Here is an 18,944-nt window from a genome sequence, read left to right as displayed (position 1 = left end):
AATGGCAGATACCATATTACAGGGAGAAAAGATTACAAAAATTTTTCATCAGGGAAAGGCAGAAGCAAAAGTCCTTGACGGAATTGACATCAAAATATATGAAAAAGACTTTACGGTTATCATGGGGCCATCGGGAGCCGGGAAGTCCACCCTTTTGTACAGTTTAAGTGGCATGGATCAGATAAACGGGGGGCATGTGCTTTATCGGGGCAGGGAAATCAGCAGCCTTTCGGAAAAACAGATGGCAAGGCTCCGGGCAGAGGAATTCGGGTTTGTATTCCAGCAGACTCATCTGGTCAGCAACCTGACACTTTTGGAAAATGTGCTGGTGGCAGGGTATGTGGGCAAGAAGGACAGTGCAGAAAAAGTAAGGGAAAGGGCAAAGAACCTTCTGCAGCAGATGGATGTGGAGGAAGCCAAAGACAGGCTTCCTGCCCAGGTATCCGGGGGCGAAGCGCAGAGGGCGGCTATCGCCAGAGCCATGATCGGAAGACCAGGGCTTCTGTTTGCCGATGAGCCTACAGGCGCTTTAAACCAGGCAAATACCCGTGAGGTTTTAGGGCTTTTGACTGACCTGAACAGGGAGGGCCAGAGCATCCTGATGGTGACACATGACCTGCGGGCTGCATCCAGAGGGAACCGGATTCTATATCTGGAGGACGGAAAAGTCTGTGATGAACTCTCTTTAGAGCCTTACAATGAAATGGAAGAAAAGCAGCGGGAAAGAGAGGTCAGCCAGTGGCTTTCCGGGCTTCGCTGGTAGGAGGTGTATGGTCAAATGTTGGAAAATCGAATGATAATCCGGGCAGGAGTGAAAAGAAATAAGGGAAGTTTTTTGGGGATCGGAATCCTTCTGCTTCTGGCGGCGCTTTCTCTGACAGCCGTACTGATAACTGTCCTGGCAGGAAACAGCTATATACGGGATGAGATGGAGAGGGTGGGCTTTGGAGACCTTACCGCATGGGCATCGGATGTGCCGGATATAGAGTTTTTGATGGAAAGCATACGGGAGCAGGAAGGTGTAGAGGCGGCGGAGGCCCAAAGGCTGATTTTTTCCGAATATGAGGCAAACGGTGTGGAATCTGACAGCCAGGGGCAGATGATTCCCTGGACGCTTTCAGGCAGCAGGTACCGCTTTTTTCAAAATAACCTTTCCGGCTACCGAGAGGCTCCGGAAGAAATCGGGGGACAGGAAGTGTATGTTTCCCCTTCCATGAAATCCATGATGGATCTGGAACCTGGCGACACGGTTACCTTTCCCATAGCCAGAGGTGGAAAAACGATCAGCCTGACGGTGGCAGGGTATTATGAAGACCCCTTTATGGGCAGTTCCATGATTGGGATGAAAGGGTTTCTGATATCGGAGAAGACTTATGAAGAAATAGGTTCCGTCATAGAAGAAACGGGGATGGATGCCCTGGCCAGGGATGGGCTTATGATCCATATTCAGGCGGAGGATGGCATTACGGTTTCGGAAGTAAACAGAATCCTGGTGGAGAACACGCCTCTTTCCATGTATACGGAATTTATCCACAGTGCGGATACGATGGCAGGTTTTATGGGGATTCTCCAGAATGCTTTTTCTGCAATATTAGCGGCTTTTGCGTTGGTGCTGTTTGGAGTGGCTATGGCAGTGATGGGGCACAGTATTTCCGGTCTGGTGGAGCAGGAATGGAAAAATCTCGGTATTCTGAAAACCATGGGTTATACCGGAGGGCGGCTGACGGGGCTGTTGACAATACAGTATGGGGCTGCTATGGGAGGTGGCGTTATTCTGGGAATGCTTCTGGCGGTTCCGGCAGCAGGGCTGATCAGCCGGATGACGGTCACAACTACGGGTGTTCTGATTCCAGTTCATTTTCCGGTTCTGCCCTGTATGGGGGTATTCGCTATTCTACTGCTGGTTCCGGTGAGTTTTTGCATCCTGCGCCTTCGGAATATCAAGAGGATTGCTCCTATGGCTGCTATCCGTGGGGAATTGGATACCGTATCTGCGTCAGAAACGAAGTTTTTCCGTAACGGGATACAGGCAGGTGGGCTTTCTTTTCATCTGGCGCTGCGGCAGGTCCTGACAGGCAGGAGGCGTTACATGGGCGCCTGTCTGGTAGCGGTATTTCTGGTATTCTTTGCTTCCCTGGCAGGCCGGATGAATGGCTGGCTGGGAGAGGATGGGAAAGGAATGATGGATGCCTTTAACCCGGCAGACCTTGACTTGGGTGTGCAGGTTTTAGGGGAGCTTGGGGCTGAAGAAATGGAGCAGATGGTACTTTCCTATACGGATATTACAGACAGCTATCTGCTGGCCATGCCCAGTGTTTCCGTGAATGGAACGAATTACACGGCAAATGTCATTACAGAGCCGGAACGGTTCCACATCAGCAGAGGGCAGACCAGTATGGGGGCAGACCAGGTAGTTCTGACAGAGGCACTGGCATCCGATCTGGGAGCAGATGTGGGAGATTTCGTTACGATACGGGGAAATAAAGGCAGCGGGGAGTTTACGGTTTCAGGGATCTATCATTGTGCCAATGATATGGGGGCGAATCTGGGAATGAGCAGAGAAGGCTACCTTTCCATCGGGGAAGATGACAGCCGTTTGTGGTGTTATCATTATTTTCTGGAAGATCCTTCACAGAAACAGGCCATTACCGAAGCTCTGGAACAGACCTGGGGCGGGGATGTCCATGTCCATGAAAATTCCTGGCCGGGACTGTTTGGGATTATTTCTGCCATGCATATGCTGATTTTTTTCCTGTATGGAGTGAGCGCTGCATTTATCTGTGTCGTGACTGGAATGGCAGGAACAAAGATTCTGGATGCGGAGCAGAAGGATATGGGAATCTATAAATCCATCGGATGTTCTGTCAGGATGCTTCGATTCTCCTTTGCTTTCCGCTTTGGAATTGTGGCAGCAGTCGGGGCAGTAATCGGGACACTGGCAGCTATGGGATTCACAGACCCTGTGGTATCCACCGTTATGCGGCTGGCAGGAATCAGTAATTTCGCATCGGGGAATTCGCTTGGAAGCGTCCTCCTTCCGGGGAGTATGGTAATACTTTTATTCTTTGGGTTCGCCTGGTTGTTATCAGGCAGGATCAGAAGGGAGGATATGAATGTGTTGACAGCGGAAACATGAAAGGTTTTGTATCAGACAGGAAAACTGAGACGGAAGGCAAACAGGAATGAGCGCTGCGATGGTGCGATGGCATGCGCTGAAAAGACAGGAAAGAATAAGTAAACACCACAAGGATGTACCATTATGCCCTAAAGAGAAGGGCAGGAATAAGGAAACACCACAGGGGTATACCATTATGCCCTGAAAAAATGGGCAGAAATAAAGAAAGGATGAAAATAAAATGAAAAACAACAACTACAGAACAAATATGGGAAAAAGGATAATGGGATTGATGGCAGCCATAGCGCTTTCTGCTTCACTTTTGGCAGGGTGCGGCCAGAGCAATAGAGATGCGGAAAGTGTAAGGGACACCGTATCCATCGGAGAGGAGGGGACGGAAGCACAAAGACCGGAAAGCAATACCGGAACAGGCGATTTTTCTGAAAATAGTATAGATACAGGGAATATAGAAAATCAGACTGGCGGGGATCAGACAACGGAAAGTGGAGGTACACAGCTGGAAGTCCGGTTCGGGGATAGCGGTGAGCCATTTATGATGACGCTTTTAGACAATGAGACTGCCGCAGCTATTGCGAGGTATGTAGGAACTTCTGACTGGAGGCTTCCTATCTATGAACGGGATGCAGATGCGGACTACAGCGTGCTGCAGTATTATGATATTCCCAGCAGGTATGAGATTCCCTCCAATTCAGAAACGGTGACAGAAGCAAAGGCAGGAGACGTATTTTATTCAGATCCGAACCGCATCGTATTATTTTACCATGATGCAGAGATTTCAGCAGAATATACAAAGATCGGCACATTTGAGGCGACAGAAGAATTTATAACGGCAGTGGAAGAAAATCCGGTACTGGAAGGATGGGGAAACAAGATTATCCAGATTTCACAACCGTAAATGAAAAGCAGAGTGAGGAATGGGTATGGATTTATTGATATAAAGATATCATGCGAGGCAGGCAGACAAAATGGTGAAAAAGATGAAAAAGACAGCAGGTGTTCTTGCGATTGTGATATTTTGCATCGGAATGTTGACGGCATGTGCCGGGAAGGAGGACATTGACACAATAACTTCTCATACAGAGGAGTATTTGGCTGAAGAATTGGATATTGGTGGGATGCAAGAAACAATGGTGGATGGTACAAAGGCAGATACAGAAACAGAGGAATTTACATATGAAACACAGACATTATATGCCATGAATGGAGAAAAACAGCTTTATGGTATTGTATATATCCCTCAGAATGCAGGAGAGCAAATGCCCGCTGTTATTTATAGTCACGGTTTTGGAGGTACGCATCACAGTGGAGCAGCTTATGCGGATATACTTGCAAGAAATGGATATGTAGTTTATTGCTTTGATTTCTGCGGCGGCGGACCTGGAAGCAAAAGCGATGGTTCGATGACAGAAATGTCGTTGCTTACAGAACAGTCTGATCTGGAAGCGGTTCTTAGTATGATACAGGAACTGCCTTATGTAGATGGAAACAGCATTGCTTTATTGGGAGAAAGTCAGGGCGGAGCAGTATCAGCAGTCACTTCCGCAGCACACAAGGATGAGGTGGACGGACTTATACTGCTGTATCCTGCTTTTGTAATGGCGGATAATACAAGGAAAGAATTTAGCAGTCTGGAAGATATTCCCGAAACATATACCCTAATGGGAATGACTGTCGGCCGCAGATATGCGGAAGACCTGCTGGATTATGACTTTTATCAGGTGATTGGGCAATATGATAAAGATGTGCTTTTGCTGCATGGAGACTCTGACAGAATTGTACCGGTTTCCTATTCGGAAAGAGCAGTTCAGGTGTATCCGTCAGCACAGCTTGAAATATTTTCAGGAACCGGGCATGGCTTCTATGGGAATGATGTGGAGAAAGCCGCTGATTATATTTTAGAATATTTGAAAGAACAATTCGGATAATCAGATTGGTTGGAGGTTATGTTGTTTGTGATACCAGAATGAAAAAGGAGGAGAGCGTATGCAGTATAAAGATTACAAAGATAATATAAAATTATCAAGACTTGGGATGGGTGTCATGCGGCTCCCGGTAAAAGACGGAAATGATTCCCTGATTGACTATGAAAAAGCAAAGCGTCTGATTGATCTGTGTATGGAGCAGGGGATCAACTATTATGATACAGCATATATCTATCATGGCGGAAAGTCAGAGGAATTTTTGGGAAAAGCATTGGCAGCTTACCCAAGAGACAGTTTTTATGTGACAGATAAATACAATTTTCAGGTAGAACCAGATTATAGGAAGCAGTTTGGGGAGCAGCTTACACGCCTTGGCATGGAGCGGATTGACTTTTATCTGCTCCACGGTATTCAGGATCATTTTGCGGAAAAAATGGTCCGGAACGGATGTATCGCATACTTTGATGAGCAAAAACGTCAGGGAAAAATCCGCTATCTGGGCTTTTCTTTTCACGGAACCCCGCAGATGCTGAAATTCCTTTTAAAGCTATATACATGGGATTTTGTACAGATTCAGCTAAACTACTATGACTGGTATTTTCAGGATGCGAAAGAGCTGTATGAAATTTTAGAAGAAACAGGAATACCAGTGATGGTAATGGAACCGGTGCATGGCGGTTTGCTGGCAGACTTGACAGAGGATGCGGCAAAGGAATTGACGGCAGGAGATACTGAAAAATCTCAGGCGTCCTGGGCCATGCGGTGGGTGATGGCTCTTCCGAATGTACAGGTGGTACTCAGCGGCATGTCAAATGAGAGCCAGGTCATAGATAATATCAGGACTTTTTCGGAGGCACAGCCTCTTACAGAGGAAGATCAGGAAAGGATAAAGAGAGCAGCCAGAATTCAGCATTCCGACCTTGCGGTGGCTTGTACCGGATGCCGCTATTGCACACCGAACTGTCCACAAGGGCTGGATATCCCCTTTTTACTTAAAAATTATAATGAGGCAAAGATTGGGGGTGTATGGCGTATCAGTCATTTGAAAGAACTGCCAAAGGAAAAGCGTCCTGAAGCCTGCATCGGCTGTGGTGTCTGTGCAGGGCATTGTCCCCAGGGATTCCATATCCCGCTAATTTTGAAAGAACTGAACAAGATGCTGGAAGAAATTTAATATCTTTTGACGGAGAGAATCCCTGTTGCTTACAAATACAGCAGAGGGGTTCTTTTTATAGTTATTTACTATTGAAATTGATTAAATATAAGTATTTACTATTTGTTTGATGCTTCTATATACTAAATTCAGGATGAAGAAAGAGCAAGCACCGCCAATGCTTTTTCGCAATCAAAAAGGAAGATCAAAGAGTACAGGAGGATTTTATGACCACAGAAACCTTTATTGAAATTATGAATTCCGGGGAAAAGATTTTGTGCGGCTCCGATGTACATCAGTATATGGGAAAGCTGAGCCAGGAGGCAATGAAAATAACCGCCATGATAAATTGCGGTTATCGTGAGCCGAAGGAAATACGGGAGCTGTTTTCCCTTCTTACAGGCAGGGAAGTGGATGAGAGTTTTGGAATGTTTCCACCGTTTTATACGGACTGTGGAAAAAACATTCATATCGGGAAGAATGTTTTCTTTAATGGAGGATGCCGGTTCCAGGATCAGGGAGGCATCTATATTGATGACGGGGCATTGATTGGCCCGATGGTTGTTCTGGCTACTTTAAACCATGAGCAGAACCCGGAGTACCGGGGAGATCTTTTTCCAAAGCCGATTCATATAGGGAAAAATGTTTGGATTGGAGCAAATGCCACAGTATTGCCGGGAGTCACCATTGGGGATGGGGCAATCGTAGCTGCCGGAGCAGTGGTTGCGAAGGATGTTCTGCCCGGTATAATCGTGGGAGGTGTGCCTGCGAAGATAATCAAAAAGGTGGAGGCGGATAGCCGGGTGAGTTGAGAAATCTGCAAGAATTCATTTAGAAATTGTTTATTTTTATGTTAGAGCCATGTTATCTGTGTCCGGTATCCTTATCATAGAGTTCAGGAAAGAACAGCAGGATGAGAAAGAGAACGCAGAGAATTGTGTTTAAAAATTTTAGGAGGAAAAAATCATGAAGACAAGAGAAATCAAACAGGAGTATTTGACAGGAGAAAGAGCGTTGTTTCAAGGGGCGGATCTGAAAATCTATGACAGTATCTTTGCAGATGGGGAATCGCCGCTGAAAGAGAGCCATGACATTGAGCTGGAGAACTGCATGTTTAAATGGAAGTACCCCTTCTGGTACGCCAAGAATATCACGGCAAGAAACTGTACCTGGTTTGAGATGGCTCGTGCAGGCGTGTGGTATACGGATCATATTACGGTAGAGGACGCAGTGATCGAGGCTCCCAAGAATTTCCGCCGCTGCCGGGGTGTAAACCTGAAGAATGTAAACCTTCCCAATGCGGCTGAAACCCTCTGGAACTGCGAGGATGTGGAGCTTGACCATGTGACGGCAAAAGGCGACTATTTCGCCATGAACAGCCGGAATATGGTGCTTAGGGACTTCCAGCTGGTGGGCAACTACTCCTTTGACGGGGTAAAGAATATGGAGATCCACAATGCCCGTATGCTTTCAAAGGATGCTTTCTGGAACACGGAGAATGTGACGGTATATGATTCTTTTATCTCCGGTGAATACCTGGGCTGGAATGCAAAGAACCTGACACTTATAAACTGCACCATCGAGAGCCTGCAGGGGATGTGCTACATTGATAACCTGGTAATGAAGAACTGCAAGCTTCTGAATACTACCCTTGCTTTTGAATATTCTACAGTGGATGCAGAAGTTACCGGGAAGATTGACAGCGTGATGAACCCTTCCGGTGGGGTAATCCAGGCAGACAGCATTGATGAGCTGATTATTGAAAAAGATAAGGTAGATCCGGAAAAGACAAGGATAATTTGCAGAAGAGAACTAAAGGAGGCAGTATGAGCCTGCTTTTGAAAGGGATTCTGATTGGATTGCTCTTTGGTGTACCGGTGGGGGCAGTAGGAGCCATGACCGTGCAGAGAACCTGGGAACACGGGATAAAGGCCGGCCTCCTTACGGGAATGGGTTCCTCTGTGGCAGACTGCATTTATGCAGGAATCGGGGCCTTTGGACTGACCATAGTTTCCGATTTCCTTCTGGAACATCAGACGGTTATTCATCTGGTGGGCGGAGCAATCGTGCTGTATCTGGGAATCCGCCTGTTCTTCCGAAAAGGAGAAGAGACGGAGGTTCCAGAAGTATCGGGAAGATGGAGGATGTTTCTGACATCATTTGCAGTAGGAATCACAAATCCGGCAGCAATCCTGACCTTTCTGTTTGCCTTCTCCTGGTTCGGCATTGCAGGAGGCAGCACAAAAGGGAATGGCTGGCTGGTAGTTCTGGGAGTGTTCCTTGGAACCTATCTCTGGTGGGGAGGACTTACTGCTGCAGTTTCCCTGGCCAGAAAAAAGAAGAGAAAAAACAGTTTTCAGAGGGTGAACCGGATTTTCGGGGCAGTTCTAAGCCTGTTCGGAGTCCTTGTCTTTATAAAGGCACTCCCCATATGAAACGATAACATAGAAAAAGAGGAGCAGGTAGGCTATGAAAAAATTTTGGGCTTTGCTGTGCATGGTGATAGTTATATTTTCGATGGCAGCATGTGGAAATATACAGGCACAGATGCCTGTTGACCAGGCAGAATCTCCCCTGGAAGAAGGGGCACCTCTGTCTGATTTTTCTGAAGAATCAGAGAATGCAGATGTTCAATCCGAGGCTATGGATTCCACGGAAACTAAGGCGGAGGGAATGCAGCCAGACACCATTTCCAATGAGTCAGAAAACATGACAGAATCAGCAGCAGATACGGAGGATGGGGAAACTGTACCGGAAATGGAAATGAGTGAAACGGTTGGCACAGAAGCAGATATCCAAAATGGAGCAGAGGAGGCTGTAATGAATATGAAGGTACAGGTTGGCGATGCAGTATTTTCAGCCACATTAGAAGAAAATGAGGCAGTAGCTTCGTTTGTGGAAATGATGCGGGAAAATCCGGTGAGCATTCAGATGAGTGATTATTCCGGCTTTGAAAAGGTAGGTTCTTTGGGAACAAGCCTTCCTGCCAGCAACAGTCAGACCACAACCCATGCAGGAGATATTGTCTTATATAATGGAAACCAGATTGTTATATTTTATGGCTCCAATTCGTGGAGCTATACAAGACTGGGGCATGTGGATGATCTGACCGGTTGGGAGGAAGCCCTTGGAAGCGGGGATGTGACGGTGACATTCTCGCTGGAGTAAGGTCCACATGACCTTTGGCAGTCAAATGCACGCTGCAGGCAGCGGGGTATTTGATTTTCGCAAATCAATTTGACAGAAAGTTTGGAGGTGCAGGATGCCTTACGATTTTGATAAACCTGTAGACAGGAGAAATACCCATTCACTGAAATGGGATGTAAAAGAGCATGAGCTGCCTATGTGGGTGGCAGATATGGATTTTCAGACAGCGCCGGAGATTCAGGCAGCAATTCAGGAGAGAGCCGCCCATGGTGTATTTGGCTATTCCATTGTGCCGGAAGAATGGTATCAGGCTTATATGGGCTGGTGGAAACGGCGGCATGGTTTTTCCATGGAAAAAGAGTGGCTTGTTTTCTGTACAGGGGTGGTTCCGGCCATTTCCAGTATGGTACGCAAGCTGACGACAGTGGGGGAAAATGTGCTGGTACAGACACCGGTTTACAATATTTTCTTCAATTCCATTGTGAATAACGGAAGAAATATTGTAGAAAGTCCGCTGCAATATGACGGAAACACTTATCATATGGATTTTGAGACTCTGGAACAAAAACTTTCCGATCCGCAGACTACCCTGATGATTTTGTGTAATCCCCACAATCCGGTAGGAAGAATCTGGAGCCGGGAGGAACTGGGGCGGGTTGGTGATCTGTGCAGGAAACACCATGTAATTGTGATTTCGGATGAAATTCATTGTGACCTGACCAGTCCCGGCCAGGAATATATCCCTTTTGCTTCTGTTTCGGAAAGCTGCAGAAAGTGCAGCATTACCTGTATAGCTCCCACAAAAGCCTTTAATCTGGCGGGAATGCAGACAGCAGCAGTGGCCGTTCCTGATTCCAACCTACGGCATAAGGTCTGGCGGGGACTGAACACGGATGAGGTTGCAGAGCCGAATTCCTTTGCAGTAGAATCGGCGGTGGCGGCCTTTACGAAGGGGGAGGCATGGCTGGATGCTTTGAGAGAATATATTCAGGAAAATAAAAATTTTGTAGAGGATTATCTGAAGAAAGAGGCACCTCAGATCAAGCCGGTTTCCTCGCAGGCGACCTATCTCATGTGGCTGGACTGCCGGAAAATGCAGGGGTGTGCAACGGAATTTACACGATATCTGCGGGAACATACAGGATTGTACCTGTCAGAAGGACGACAGTATGGTGAAAGTGGAAGTTCGTTTATCAGAATGAATATCGCCTGCTCCCGCAACCAGCTGGAAGAAGGGCTGAAGCGCTTTGTGGAAGGAAGCAGAGACTATGAAAAATGGACACTTGACATGTGCTGATACCGTTTATAGACATGATATGTAAAACAATAAGATGTTAACTTTCGTTAGGAGGAAAACAAATAACAAAGAAGAAAATGTATGAATCTGATTGGATCTATTGTCCATTATGCGGATACAAGACCCGCGATAAAATCAGGGCAGATACAACCATGAAGAATTTCCCTGTATTCTGTCCAAAGTGCAAACAGGAAATTCTAATAGATGTGGAACAATTTCAAATAACCGTGATTCAGGAGCCAGCCGCTAAGCCGCAGAGCCAATGAATTTGCAGATGATGCAGATTCTTGGTTCTGCGGCTTTTCTATATATAGCATATAACAGAGAGGAGGCGGTGGATTTTTCAGATGAAAGAATACAGTTGGAAATGGAGGGATGCATATAAGAAGAAAATAGAAATGTTCTTCTCCTTATGATGCTCTGAACATAAAAACTGAATATTTGGCAGCCCGTTCAGAAAGCATGAATAATCAAAATCCGACGCCTTGTATACAATGGATGCAGGGTGTCGGATTCTTTTATGCTTTAGTCTCAGGAGTAAATGCCAGCCATTTGGAGCCGTAAGTATCCAGATAAAACCGGCTCCCATACTCATTCTCGACAAAACGGTCCTTGACACGGTACCATCCCTGTAGTTCTTTTCGTAAATCCGAGTCTGGGGAAATCGGTTCCAGCCAGATTTCCTTTTGCCTGTTAACCTCAGACCGGGACAGAGGTTGCTCGTTCGGCGGTTCTGCTTCAGAAAAGGGAAGGGCAGAGGTAAATAATTCACCGACTATGTCCATAAAAGGCAGGGTATGGCCGTCAGGAAATGTCAGAACCCTGTCGGCAGCATTCACCAGCAGCCATCCATATGTGGCAGACCATACCGGCCTGCCATGAAACGCTGGCAATGACTGCAGGGAAATGGGCTGACTGGAATCCTGGATATGGGATTCACAGCGGCCAAGCAGGAAATCGGCGCTGACCCCGTAAAGATCGGCCATATTTTCAAGGCTGTCTATGGAGGGAGATTTCCTCTCCCCCTCCCAGGCGCTGAGCGTTGGCTGGGAAACGCCAAGTTTTTCGGCAGCCTCAATTACCTTTAATTTATTGATTTGTCTTGCTGTTTTGAATTGCTTTGGCATTTTCAACCTCCTTTACTTTAATATAATCCATTTGCCGCGAGTAGAGCCTTCTCTGCGGATTTGCCCTTTATCCTTTAAGGATCGGAGAACCCGTTCCACAGATGGTTTTGAGATACCGATTTGAGACCCGATCTTGGCGGCAGACAGGCCTGGGTTTTGGGTTATAACCTGTAATACAAGCATTTCATTCTGTGTGAGATAGCCATCATTACCATCAAGATTGCCATCATTACCATCAGGATTGCCATCAGTTTCTATCTGTAGAGTCAGGACAACACGGTCAGGGTCAACCGTTTCAACGAAAGAAGGTTTCTTAAACCCATTCTCGTCCCAGACATGGTATACATCGCAAATACCTGTTCCAGAACGTTCACCCACATTAATAAGGGCAAACATATTAAAAATCCTCCCGTTCCGCGCATCGCTGATACCGCCTGCGATAGCTTCGTCAATGCTGATACGGAATGTGCCTGGGTTGGCAATCGTGATTTTACGGAATTCTTTGTCAATCACAATGCCGCGTCGGCCATAAAAATCGGCGTGGATCAGGGCATTTGCGAGACATTCCCTCAGGGATTTATGGATAGGCGTATCATCTATCCGCAGTAAATTGGAATCCAGTTTGAACGGTTTTTTTACATCTGCAGTCAGGCGGTCTATTACTTTGTAATAAAAGTCGAAGATATTGCCGCTCCAGGTGCCATCACCGGAGCTTACACGGTCAGACCAGCGTGTATCACCTGAAAGGCGCTCCCTGTAATCAAGAAAATAGTTCGGAAGCTCATCGGTGATAGTGATAAAATCTCCGAAAAAAATCAGGCCGCCGAGGGTGGGATGGATTCTGCCGTCATTCTGGCTTTTCCTTGCGGCGCCGATTTTCAGGAGGAATTCCTCATCGCCCAGCTTTGACCAAATGTGGTCAGGTTTCAAGTTGTTAAAAAGAATCCGGTATCGGTGGACAGATTCCTGGTTCAGGTCGCCAATCAGCAGATTTTCAAGCACAAGGGCATCTTGAGTGGTATCCGCCTGGTCGCGGAGCATGGATTTTACCTCTTCTGCAGAGCAGTGGTAGTCTCCTTCATGGTTCCTGCGGAAAGTCCCTCTGAACATATCCTGCCCAACATAAACAGGTTTGTCCCGGCGGTCGGCACGGGGCACTTCAATTACGATAAATGTCATTCCTTTATAACCAGTATGGTAAACATGATGATCAAGAAGAATGTTTGTGTTGACTTTCTGCCGGTTGTTCAGTGTGTTCCAGATATCTGAGAGCATTTGCTGCGGATACTGAATGCCTCTGGGGATAAATTCTTTTGTTGTTTTATCCTCCTCTATACCAAGGATGATTGTGCCGCCAAATGTATTGGCAAAGGACGAATAGGTTTCCCAGATGCTGTTTGGAATTCCTTTGCCTGCTGCCTTTACTTCCATGTTAACATGTTCTTTTGAATTTAAAATAGAAGCCATATCAATCATTCTGCCTGTTCCTCCGTTTCAATCTTGGATTTTATATATTTGCCACTCTTAATGCGTGCATCGGCGGGTTTTTCTGCATTCTCCGGGATGAGCCAGGTGTTTCCGGTTTTCTGCACATCAGGAATCCGCCCTTCACTGCAAAGGACCCCAACGCGGCGGGCAGACAGGTTCCACTTTTTACCGGTTTCAGTTGTTGTCAAAAATTTCATTTTCCGGTTCCTTTCTTGTTTTTCCATAACAGATTTTTGATGATAGGGTTCACGAAACAGCTCTTATAATATATTATATTCAGTTTGCGGAATAATATCAAGAAGATTACGGGAAATATGAGCCATGAAAGAAATAGTATGGGGTAAGAATACAAAAGCAACAAACCTGTTTAAATGGTTTGCTGCTTTTGTATGTTATCATCAAGATGCAGGTATTTCGTTTTATGGTTGCGTTTTCTAAATCTGCCGGTTATATGAAGTAAAGTCTTGTCGCTCAGTCGATTGTGGCTATAATCCGGTTTTTAAGACGCTGCGGAATATCAGATTCGGTATCCCACATAATCGTATTTTTCTGTGCGACATCAAAATGCAAATTCACACCAGTCCTGCAGAGCTGAATCACAGGTTTACCAAGCCCCATTGCATAGCCTTCTTCAAAATAAGCCCCGTTATTTTGATGTGTAAGATCCACAACTACAAATTTACTGTTTTTTATGTGTTTTAATAATTCGGGCGTAATAAAATCATTATGTTGCACTTCATCTATAAAAATTGCAATATATCCAGCATTGCAGATGCCTGTTCGAATGGCTTCCCGGAGCGGTTTTGTATCTTCTCCAAATTTCATGGCAACTAATACGTTTTTACCATTCGCTGTACTCTTTTGTAACTCGTCGATTCTTGCATAACCTTCTGGCAATAGAGACATTATGGTTGTATTGTTATCGCTCCACCAATTGCCTCCTATGTTACTGCGTATGTAATTTCGGTCGGCTAAGTAGTCTAACATATAGTTTGCCTGTTTTAATTGTATGTCCGTATCTCGTTCTTCCCGCTTTCCTGTGCTGTAATCAAATCTATCAACAAAAAAGGCGCTGTACAGTTCTTCCTTTGATAAGGTAACATCTTCACCAATATGTTTTATTTCCTTATTTAAAAATAACAAAATTCTGTCAATTTTTTCTGAAAATATTTTAGGGTACCAGTTTTCAACGTTTTCTTTTGATAAAAAGACGGGATGCCCATGTGTAATATCGCCTTCTTTACATTTGTTACTCCATTCATCACACCATTCCTTATCTCTATTGGAATAATATCGGCGTTCGCTTATCCCATATTTAAAGCCGTTATAGATAAAATAAGAACCCAACTGATTCAAGTCAAAATCAATTTCATCTGAGGATAAATCAAAATGGATTTCGTATCTTCCACATACAGGACATACATAAAATACAACTAAATCGTCATAATCTGACTGCTTGCTGGCATCTGAACTGCAAACATTTATTGAGCCTCCTGCTAATATTTAAATTATTTCCTACCGAGTTCTATCAGTATTCATTTATGTGTGTTCTATTATACAATATTTTCATGGCAAGAGGAATAGCAGTCCATAAGTAACATAGAAGTTTTTAGGGGGAAAATCTACAGTATAGCTTAAACATAATGCTAATTGTGTTTAACTCATAGGCAATGATCCGATTGTTTTACATATTCAGTTAAACATAATCAGCGGATGATGCAGATGAAATGAGTTAGACATAATCAGAAGATGGAGGCAGTTTGCAGTTTGCGTTGTAATAACGGCTCGTTTCCCGTGTAATGAAAAGTATGAGGAAGGAGCGTGGGAAGATGACAGACAGATTTGCTTTATATATGCAGAAGCTGGGGAAGTCCCAAAATACAATGGCAACATATATCCGGAATATCCGCCAGTATTTTGAGTGGTGCGAATTCAGTTTTGGGAATGCGCCGCCGCAGCTGTACCGGGCAAATGTGCTGGAGTATATTTCCTATATGCGGAACCTGAAAGGCTATTCCCCGAAATCCGTAAATAACCATTTATCTGCGCTGCGGTGCCTGAACGAGTTCCTGATAGCCGAAGGAACCCAGACTGAAACGGTAATCCTGAAAACAGATTTTATGAAAGTGCAGCTGCAGTATGCGAGCCCTTGTACCGTTGAAAAACGGGATGTGGATGCGTTCCGACAGAGGCTTTTGGAGAGCGGGAGCAAACGGGATTATGCCATTGTCACCCTGTATGCTTATTCGGGGCTTCGGAGAACGGAGTGTGTCGGTTTATTATTGGAACAGGTGGACCTGGTATCGAAAGAGATCCGTGTTGTAGGGAAGGGAGATAAGCAGAGGCTGGTCTATATCAATGACAAAATTGTCCATGCAATCCGGGAATACTTAAAGGAGCGCAGGTCAGAAAGTCCATATCTCTTTGTCAGCAGGCAGAGTGGGAAACTCTCTCCTTCCAGGATTAATCAGATATTCAACCAGTATTCGGATTGTATCACGCCGAAAACGCTGCGGCACTATTTCCGCGGGCAACGAGCCATGCGGACGTGCTTGCACGTCCATTTGGCGACTGCCGCGAGAGACGGATTCTTTGAATCCGTCTGCTCACATGCGCTGGAGAGTGGGTATTCCATCCATGAGATAGCGAACCAGGCAGGGCACAGTAACGTCCAGACAACTTTGATTTACAGTAACCCTACAGCAAAGGAGATGAAAGAGAAAGCCAACCGGCTGTGAAGAATTATGAAAAAGAAAAGATTATATACAATACTCATTTTAATTTTTACAGGGATTTTTATGTTAGGCGCCTTCCAGATTTATCGGCAGCTGAAGGAATATGGTGAAGGGGAATCCTCCTATACTGAGATAGAGCAGTATGTCTGGGTGGATGAGGCCCCAGAAGACAGCGGAGATGAGGAAGAAAATGGAAGCCAGTCTGGAGAGGGGGAACCTGACCTTCGCTGGCCGGCCGTAGATTTTGATGCACTTAGTGAAATCAATCCGGATATTGTGGCCTGGATTTATATTGAGGATACAGAAATTAACTATCCGGTGGTGCAGGGGACGGACAACCAATATTATCTGAAGCGTTTATTCAACGGTAAATGGAATGGTTCGGGATGTATCTTCCTGGACAGCCGGAACTCGCCGGATTTGTCAGACCGGCACAGCATTATCTATGGGCACCACATGAAAAACGGTACCATGTTTTCTGGATTGACAGAATATAAAAAGCAGGGATTTTATGAGGGGCATCCGGTTGTTTTACTGATGATGCCGGAACAGAATGTCAGGGTTGAGATTTTTGCCGGTTATGTGGCAAGTGTTCAGGAGAATGCGTGGGAAATCGAGCTGGAATCTGACGTGGAGTTTGGGGAATGGCTGGAAGAGGCAAAAGAACGCTCCTGTTTTAAAAGTGAAATCACACCGGCAGTCACAGACAGGATTGTGACGCTTTCAACTTGCAGCTATGAGTTTGATAATGCGAGGTTTGTGCTGTTGGGAATTATGAAGGAAAATTAAATTTTGAATATAAATGGGTAATGTGAAGGTGCAAATGAACACAATATGTAAATTTGCACTTTTTTATATTTTTAGAAAGCATAACAAGGATATAATGTTAAATTTGCTTAGGATATTTTAGATTTTAGGTAGAAGGAAACACGAAGACATGGTAAAATAAAGAAGAAATTTGTAGATATAAAGAAGATGAGAAAATTACTGAGACATAAAAAGTTTTAATAAAGCTAAAATTATCATTGGAAATGATGCAATATGGAGGAATGAAAAAATGATTTTATCTGATAATGAAACGAAGGTTGACTTGCTTAATAATGAAGCGATTGCAAAGACAATAGTTTCTCTTATAAGGGATAGTAAAGATCAGCCAATCTCTATCGGTATACATGGTGACTGGGGTGCTGGTAAGTCCAGTATCCTTGAAATGGTAGAGAAAGAGGTAAGTAATGCTCCGGCACAACAAGGAAAGAGATATTCATGTATTCGTTTTAATGGATGGAAACATCAAGGATTTGAAGACTCAAAAATAGCCTTGATGAGTTCAATTATCTCAGAACTTGAGAAAAAAGAGAAACTTGGTTCAAAAGCTGGAGAGATATTAAAAAAGTTATGGAAAAATATAAATTGGATGAGTGTCGCCAAGACAGCAGGAAAAACGGCTTTAGGAATTGCTACTGGAACGGTACCAATTACCTTGTTATCTTCAGCAATAGATACTCTAAAATCTACTGTTACAACTGAAGAAGGAGTCACAGGAGCGATTGAGACTATAGGTGGTTATTTAAAGGATGCAAAAATTACTGAAGATACATCAAGCAATAAAGAATTCTCAGAGTTTCAAGAAAATTTTTCCGAATTACTGGATGATGCATCCATTGATAAGCTTGTTGTGCTAATTGATGATCTTGACAGATGCTTGCCGGAGGTGGCAATCAATACTTTGGAAGCTGTAAGACTGTTTATGTTTACAGATAAAACAGCGTTTGTAATTGCAGCAGACGAAAGTATGATTCGCTATGCGGTAAAAAAACATTTTCCTGATGCTACAGATGAAAATAAATATAATATAGGTGATGCTTTTGCAAATAAGTATTTGGAAAAGTTGATCCAAATTCCTTTTAGGATCCCGGCATTAGGTGAGGTGGAAGCTTGTATATACATAATGATTCTTATGGTAGGTTCTGTTTTATCAGATGAAAATGAAAGTTATAAAAAACTACGGGATGAGGGATTATCTAGGATTAGAAAACCTTGGAATGTTGAGATACTTAAAGTTGATGATATTAAAGAAATCATCGGAAACGATTATGAAAGGTGTTCAAAAGAGGTATTGATAGCCACACAAATATGTCATTTATTAGCTCAAAATACAGAGGGGAATCCAAGAAAGATAAAGCGTTTTATAAATATGTTGTTGTTGCGTTATGAAATCGCTAAGAACCGAGGATATGATGATGAATTGGAACTAGCAATTTTAGCAAAAATGATGTTGGCTGAATATTATGAGACCGATTTTTATAAAGCATTACCGAGCCATTTGGATTCAGAAGGGAAATGGGATGAGATTCCAGAAATACTTGAGGAAATAAAAGCTATGGCTGAAGATAATGCAACAATTGAAGAAAAGGAACGATGGTATGATTTTAATAAAATCTATAAATGGCTTGCTGCGGAACCAGAAATTACTGGTAAGGATCTGAGACCATATTATTATGCATGCAAAGAAAAAATAGATTATTTTTCTGGAGCAACGTTTAAAAGTAATCTGTCAGAAATTATTGATTTACTTTTTAGGGATGAAATGGTTATCGCAGGACGTATAGATGAAATGAAAAATTTGACAAATCAGGAAGCAGAACAGGTATTTGGAATTGTTGCTCAAAAGATTATGGAGAAAGGTCAATTTGATATAAAATCAAAAGGAATTGATGGATTAACTATTTTGGTTCAGAATAAGCCTGAACTTCGTAAAGATTTGGTGAATTTCATAGATACGATTCCAACAGATAAAGTTGGGATATGGATTATAAATGGATGGGACAAGGCCATTCCAAAAGATTGTGAAGAAAGAAAAGCCTTAAACAAATATTTTGAGAAACTAAAATGCAACGGTACCAGGATTGTTAAAACTACGTTGCAGAATATGTGAGGTG

At 44.1% G+C, this 18,944-nt stretch carries 18 protein-coding genes; 14 read left to right on the top strand and 4 right to left on the bottom strand.

Annotated elements, in window-relative coordinates:
* The first annotated feature begins 1 nt into the window (after window position 1).
* The 11 genes from EBB54_RS10080 (at window position 2) to EBB54_RS10030 (ending at window position 10,921) form a co-directional block, all read left to right on the top strand.
* Window positions 2-763 carry an ABC transporter ATP-binding protein gene (locus EBB54_RS10080; protein WP_125127334.1) on the top strand — a complete coding sequence of 254 codons (762 nt, stop codon included), beginning with the start codon at window positions 2-4 and terminating at the stop codon, window positions 761-763.
* A 15-nt stretch (window positions 764-778) separates the two neighbouring features.
* The gene (locus tag EBB54_RS10075; RefSeq protein ID WP_243127611.1) at window positions 779-3,136 is read left to right on the top strand and encodes an ABC transporter permease; all 2,358 of its coding nucleotides are present in this window, start codon (window positions 779-781) and stop codon (window positions 3,134-3,136) included.
* Between the two features lie 247 nt (window positions 3,137-3,383).
* Window positions 3,384-4,031, top strand: a complete 648-nt coding sequence (locus tag EBB54_RS10070; RefSeq protein WP_125130713.1) for a cyclophilin-like fold protein — start codon at window positions 3,384-3,386, stop codon at window positions 4,029-4,031.
* A gap of 82 nt (window positions 4,032-4,113) precedes the next feature.
* The gene (locus tag EBB54_RS10065; RefSeq protein WP_243127610.1) at window positions 4,114-5,061 is read left to right on the top strand and encodes an alpha/beta hydrolase family protein; all 948 of its coding nucleotides are present in this window, start codon (window positions 4,114-4,116) and stop codon (window positions 5,059-5,061) included.
* 58 nt (window positions 5,062-5,119) lie between these two features.
* Complete coding sequence (locus EBB54_RS10060) at window positions 5,120-6,232, top strand: aldo/keto reductase (protein WP_125127333.1); 1,113 nt, start codon at window positions 5,120-5,122, stop codon at window positions 6,230-6,232.
* A gap of 206 nt (window positions 6,233-6,438) precedes the next feature.
* Window positions 6,439-7,023, top strand: a complete 585-nt coding sequence (locus tag EBB54_RS10055) for a DapH/DapD/GlmU-related protein (protein ID WP_125127332.1) — start codon at window positions 6,439-6,441, stop codon at window positions 7,021-7,023.
* Between the two features lie 154 nt (window positions 7,024-7,177).
* Window positions 7,178-8,041 (top strand): DUF3737 family protein, encoded by an 864-nt coding sequence (locus EBB54_RS10050; RefSeq protein ID WP_193554349.1) that lies wholly within the window; start codon window positions 7,178-7,180, stop codon window positions 8,039-8,041.
* Window positions 8,038-8,646, top strand: coding sequence for a LysE family translocator (locus tag EBB54_RS10045; RefSeq protein ID WP_016216685.1), 609 nt, complete (start codon window positions 8,038-8,040; stop codon window positions 8,644-8,646). The genes EBB54_RS10050 and EBB54_RS10045 overlap by 4 nt, the downstream gene beginning before the upstream one ends.
* 34 nt (window positions 8,647-8,680) lie before the next feature.
* The gene (locus EBB54_RS10040) at window positions 8,681-9,379 is read left to right on the top strand and encodes a cyclophilin-like fold protein (protein WP_243127609.1); all 699 of its coding nucleotides are present in this window, start codon (window positions 8,681-8,683) and stop codon (window positions 9,377-9,379) included.
* A 94-nt stretch (window positions 9,380-9,473) separates the two neighbouring features.
* Window positions 9,474-10,655: a MalY/PatB family protein gene (locus tag EBB54_RS10035; RefSeq protein WP_125127330.1), complete on the top strand. Its 1,182-nt coding sequence runs from the start codon at window positions 9,474-9,476 to the stop codon at window positions 10,653-10,655.
* 77 nt (window positions 10,656-10,732) lie between these two features.
* Complete coding sequence (locus tag EBB54_RS10030; protein WP_125127329.1) at window positions 10,733-10,921, top strand: cysteine-rich KTR domain-containing protein; 189 nt, start codon at window positions 10,733-10,735, stop codon at window positions 10,919-10,921.
* A 252-nt stretch (window positions 10,922-11,173) separates the two neighbouring features.
* On the opposite strand, the gene EBB54_RS10025 is transcribed toward EBB54_RS10030, so the two are convergent.
* The 4 genes from EBB54_RS10025 to EBB54_RS10010 all read right to left on the bottom strand — a co-directional run bounded on the left by EBB54_RS10025 (window position 11,174) and on the right by EBB54_RS10010 (window position 14,626).
* Complete coding sequence (locus tag EBB54_RS10025) at window positions 11,174-11,782, bottom strand: helix-turn-helix domain-containing protein (protein ID WP_125127328.1); 609 nt, start codon at window positions 11,780-11,782, stop codon at window positions 11,174-11,176.
* A gap of 12 nt (window positions 11,783-11,794) precedes the next feature.
* A complete protein-coding gene (locus EBB54_RS10020; protein WP_125127327.1) occupies window positions 11,795-13,258 on the bottom strand; it encodes an RNA-binding domain-containing protein in 1,464 nt (487 codons plus the stop codon).
* On the bottom strand, window positions 13,255-13,494 hold the full coding sequence (locus tag EBB54_RS10015; RefSeq protein ID WP_330554455.1) for a DNA-binding protein: 240 nt from the start codon (window positions 13,492-13,494) through the stop codon (window positions 13,255-13,257). Before EBB54_RS10015 ends, EBB54_RS10020 begins: the two co-directional genes overlap by 4 nt.
* A 247-nt stretch (window positions 13,495-13,741) precedes the next feature.
* Window positions 13,742-14,626 (bottom strand): hypothetical protein, encoded by an 885-nt coding sequence (locus EBB54_RS10010; RefSeq protein ID WP_243127608.1) that lies wholly within the window; start codon window positions 14,624-14,626, stop codon window positions 13,742-13,744.
* A gap of 473 nt (window positions 14,627-15,099) precedes the next feature.
* Here EBB54_RS10010 and EBB54_RS10005 point away from each other — a divergent pair, with 473 nt between their 5' ends.
* The 3 genes from EBB54_RS10005 (at window position 15,100) to qatA (ending at window position 18,940) form a co-directional block, all read left to right on the top strand.
* Window positions 15,100-16,008 (top strand): tyrosine-type recombinase/integrase, encoded by a 909-nt coding sequence (locus EBB54_RS10005; protein ID WP_125127324.1) that lies wholly within the window; start codon window positions 15,100-15,102, stop codon window positions 16,006-16,008.
* Window positions 16,009-16,014: 6 nt separating this feature from the next.
* Window positions 16,015-16,794 carry a class B sortase gene (srtB, locus tag EBB54_RS10000; protein WP_125127323.1) on the top strand — a complete coding sequence of 260 codons (780 nt, stop codon included), beginning with the start codon at window positions 16,015-16,017 and terminating at the stop codon, window positions 16,792-16,794.
* A gap of 268 nt (window positions 16,795-17,062) precedes the next feature.
* Window positions 17,063-18,940, top strand: coding sequence for a Qat anti-phage system ATPase QatA (gene qatA / locus EBB54_RS09995; RefSeq protein ID WP_125127322.1), 1,878 nt, complete (start codon window positions 17,063-17,065; stop codon window positions 18,938-18,940).
* Window positions 18,941-18,944 lie beyond the last annotated feature (4 nt).

Source organism: Schaedlerella arabinosiphila, from assembly GCF_003885045.1.
GTDB lineage: Bacteria > Bacillota > Clostridia > Lachnospirales > Lachnospiraceae > Schaedlerella > Schaedlerella arabinosiphila.
Note: the sequence above shows the minus strand (reverse complement) of the source record. Positions and strands in the feature narration are given on the sequence as shown.

Excerpts from the sequence above, each read along its gene's own strand:
- EBB54_RS10080 (WP_125127334.1), top strand. The coding sequence starts at position 2 with ATGGCAGATACCATATTACAGGGAGAAAAGATTACAAAAATTTTTCAT.
- EBB54_RS10075 (WP_243127611.1), top strand. The coding sequence starts at position 779 with ATGTTGGAAAATCGAATGATAATCCGGGCAGGAGTGAAAAGAAATAAG.
- EBB54_RS10070 (WP_125130713.1), top strand. The coding sequence starts at position 3,384 with ATGGGAAAAAGGATAATGGGATTGATGGCAGCCATAGCGCTTTCTGCT.
- EBB54_RS10065 (WP_243127610.1), top strand. The coding sequence starts at position 4,114 with ATGAAAAAGACAGCAGGTGTTCTTGCGATTGTGATATTTTGCATCGGA.
- EBB54_RS10060 (WP_125127333.1), top strand. The coding sequence starts at position 5,120 with ATGCAGTATAAAGATTACAAAGATAATATAAAATTATCAAGACTTGGG.
- EBB54_RS10055 (WP_125127332.1), top strand. The coding sequence starts at position 6,439 with ATGACCACAGAAACCTTTATTGAAATTATGAATTCCGGGGAAAAGATT.
- EBB54_RS10050 (WP_193554349.1), top strand. The coding sequence starts at position 7,178 with ATGAAGACAAGAGAAATCAAACAGGAGTATTTGACAGGAGAAAGAGCG.
- EBB54_RS10045 (WP_016216685.1), top strand. The coding sequence starts at position 8,038 with ATGAGCCTGCTTTTGAAAGGGATTCTGATTGGATTGCTCTTTGGTGTA.
- EBB54_RS10040 (WP_243127609.1), top strand. The coding sequence starts at position 8,681 with ATGAAAAAATTTTGGGCTTTGCTGTGCATGGTGATAGTTATATTTTCG.
- EBB54_RS10035 (WP_125127330.1), top strand. The coding sequence starts at position 9,474 with ATGCCTTACGATTTTGATAAACCTGTAGACAGGAGAAATACCCATTCA.
- EBB54_RS10030 (WP_125127329.1), top strand. The coding sequence starts at position 10,733 with ATGTATGAATCTGATTGGATCTATTGTCCATTATGCGGATACAAGACC.
- EBB54_RS10025 (WP_125127328.1), bottom strand. The coding sequence starts at position 11,782 with ATGCCAAAGCAATTCAAAACAGCAAGACAAATCAATAAATTAAAGGTA.
- EBB54_RS10020 (WP_125127327.1), bottom strand. The coding sequence starts at position 13,258 with ATGATTGATATGGCTTCTATTTTAAATTCAAAAGAACATGTTAACATG.
- EBB54_RS10015 (WP_330554455.1), bottom strand. The coding sequence starts at position 13,494 with ATGGAAAAACAAGAAAGGAACCGGAAAATGAAATTTTTGACAACAACT.
- EBB54_RS10005 (WP_125127324.1), top strand. The coding sequence starts at position 15,100 with ATGACAGACAGATTTGCTTTATATATGCAGAAGCTGGGGAAGTCCCAA.
- srtB (WP_125127323.1), top strand. The coding sequence starts at position 16,015 with ATGAAAAAGAAAAGATTATATACAATACTCATTTTAATTTTTACAGGG.
- qatA (WP_125127322.1), top strand. The coding sequence starts at position 17,063 with ATGATTTTATCTGATAATGAAACGAAGGTTGACTTGCTTAATAATGAA.